Source organism: Rheinheimera sp. A13L (assembly GCF_000217935.1).
Classification (GTDB): domain Bacteria; phylum Pseudomonadota; class Gammaproteobacteria; order Enterobacterales; family Alteromonadaceae; genus Pararheinheimera.
This window is the reverse complement of record NZ_AFHI01000046.1, coordinates 1-3,033: the sequence shown is the minus strand read 5'-3', so window position 1 is coordinate 3,033 and position 3,033 is coordinate 1. Positions and strand designations below refer to the sequence as shown.

Annotated in this window: 1 rRNA gene; it reads left to right on the top strand. The window is 50.7% G+C overall.

The window, feature by feature from the left end:
* The first annotated feature begins 129 nt into the window (after positions 1-129).
* Positions 130-3,012 (top strand): 23S ribosomal RNA (locus tag RHEIN_RS17000).
* Positions 3,013-3,033: the final 21 nt, after the last annotated feature.

Sequence of the window (3,033 nt, the reverse complement as noted above, 5' to 3'; positions counted from 1 at the left end):
TTCTCTTTGAGCTTTATGCTCGAAGTGCTCTTTAACAAATTGGCAAGCTGATAGAAAGAAAAAACAAGGTAACAATATTTATTTGTGAACCTTATCACACCTTCAATTCCAGACATTTTGGGGTTGTATGGTTAAGTGACTAAGCGTACACGGTGGATGCCTTGGCAGTCAGAGGCGATGAAGGACGTGCTAACCTGCGAAAAGCTGTGAGAAGTCGGTAAGAGACGCTAGACTCACAGATGTCCGAATGGGGAAACCCACCTGATTTATCAGGTATCGTATGATGAATACATAGTCATACGAGGCGAACCGGGAGAACTGAAACATCTAAGTACCCCGAGGAAAAGAAATCAACCGAGATCCCCTTAGTAGCGGCGAGCGAACGGGGGCTAGCCCTTAAGTTGATAAAGAGTTAGTGGAACGCTCTGGAAAGTGCGGCGATACAGGGTGATAGCCCCGTACACGAAAAAGCTTTATCAATGAAAACGAGTAGGACGGGACACGTGGTATCCTGTTTGAACATGGGGGGACCATCCTCCAAGGCTAAATACTCCTGACTGACCGATAGTGAACCAGTACCGTGAGGGAAAGGCGAAAAGAACCCCTGTTAGGGGAGTGAAATAGAACCTGAAACCGTGTACGTACAAGCAGTGGGAGCCCCTTCGTGGGGTGACTGCGTACCTTTTGTATAATGGGTCAGCGACTTACATTCTGTAGCGAGGTTAACCGAATAGGGGAGCCGTAGGGAAACCGAGTCTTAACTGGGCGAATAGTTGCAGGGTGTAGACCCGAAACCGGGCGATCTATCCATGAGCAGGTTGAAGGTTGGGTAACACTAACTGGAGGACCGAACCCACAAATGTTGAAAAATTTGGGGATGACTTGTGGATCGGAGTGAAAGGCTAATCAAGCTCGGAGATATCTGGTTCTCCTCGAAAGCTATTTAGGTAGCGCCTCGAGCGAATACCATTGGGGGTAGAGCACTGTTAAGGCTAGGGGGTCATCCCGACTTACCAACCCTTTGCAAACTCCGAATACCAATGAGTACTACTCGGGAGACACACGACGGGTGCTAACGTCCGCCGTGAAAAGGGAAACAACCCAGACCACCAGCTAAGGTCCCAAAGTCATGGTTAAGTGGAAAACGATGTGGAAAGGCATAGACAGCTAGGAGGTTGGCTTAGAAGCAGCCACCCTTTAAAGAAAGCGTAATAGCTCACTAGTCGAGTCGGTCTGCGCGGAAGATGTAACGGGGCTAAACCATGCACCGAAGCTGTGGACTTGCACTATGTGCAAGTGGTAGAGGAGCGTTCTGTAAGCCGTTGAAGGTATCTCGTGAGGGGTGCTGGAGGTATCAGAAGTGCGAATGCTGACATAAGTAACGATAAGGGGAGTGAAAAACTTCCCCGCCGGAAGACCAAGGGTTCCTATCCCATGCTAATCAGGGTAGGGTAAGTCGGCCCCTAAGGCGAGGCAGAAATGCGTAGTCGATGGGAAACGGGTTAATATTCCCGTACCGACAATACTGCGATGGGGGGACGGAGAAAGCTAGGCAGGCATGGCGTTGGTAGTCCATGTGAAAGTGCGTAGGAAGGGGGATTAGGCAAATCCGGTTCCCTATATTCTGAGACACGAGACGAGCCACTACGGTGGTGAAGCTGTTGACGCTACGCTTCCAGGAAAATCCTCTAAGCTTCAGGTATTGTCGACCGTACTCGAAACCGACACAGGTGGTCAGGTAGAGCATACCAAGGCGCTTGAGAGAACTCTGGTGAAGGAACTAGGCAAAATAGTACCGTAACTTCGGGAGAAGGTACGCTCTTGTGGGTGAAGGACTTGCTCCGTAAGCCTATGAGAGTCGCAGTGACCAGCTGGCTGCAACTGTTTATTAAAAACACAGCACTCTGCAAACTCGTAAGAGGACGTATAGGGTGTGACACCTGCCCGGTGCCGGAAGGTTAATTGATGGGGTTAGCGCAAGCGAAGCTCTTGATCGAAGCCCCGGTAAACGGCGGCCGTAACTATAACGGTCCTAAGGTAGCGAAATTCCTTGTCGGGTAAGTTCCGACCTGCACGAATGGTGTAATGATGGCCAGGCTGTCTCCACCAGAGACTCAGTGAAATTGAAATTGCGGTGAAGATGCCGTATACCCGCGGCTAGACGGAAAGACCCCGTGAACCTTTACTATAGCTTGGCACTGAACATTGACCCTACATGTGTAGGATAGGTGGGAGACTTTGAAGTTGCGACGCCAGTCGTGATGGAGTCGTCCTTGAAATACCACCCTTGTATGTTTGATGTTCTAACGTAGGTCCCTAATCGGGATTGCGGACAGTGTCTGGTGGGTAGTTTGACTGGGGCGGTCTCCTCCTAAAGAGTAACGGAGGAGCACGAAGGTTGGCTAAGTACGGTCGGACATCGTACGGTTAGTGCAAAGGCAGAAGCCAGCTTAACTGCGAGACAGACACGTCGAGCAGGTACGAAAGTAGGTCTTAGTGATCCGGTGGTTCTGTATGGAAGGGCCATCGCTCAACGGATAAAAGGTACTCCGGGGATAACAGGCTGATACCGCCCAAGAGTTCATATCGACGGCGGTGTTTGGCACCTCGATGTCGGCTCATCACATCCTGGGGCTGAAGTCGGTCCCAAGGGTATGGCTGTTCGCCATTTAAAGTGGTACGCGAGCTGGGTTTAGAACGTCGTGAGACAGTTCGGTCCCTATCTGCCGTGGGCGTTGGATGATTGATTGGAGTTGTTCCTAGTACGAGAGGACCGGAATGAACGAACCGCTGGTGTTCGGGTTGTCATGCCAATGGCACTGCCCGGTAGCTACGTTCGGAACGGATAACCGCTGAAAGCATCTAAGCGGGAAGCCGGCCAAGAGATGAGTCATCCCTTGTACCTTGAGTACACATAAGGGTCGTTGGAGACCACAACGTTGATAGGTGAGGTGTGGAAGCGCAGTGATGTGTTAAGCTAACTCATACTAATTGCCCGAGAGGCTTAACCATACAACGCCCAAGGTGTTTGTG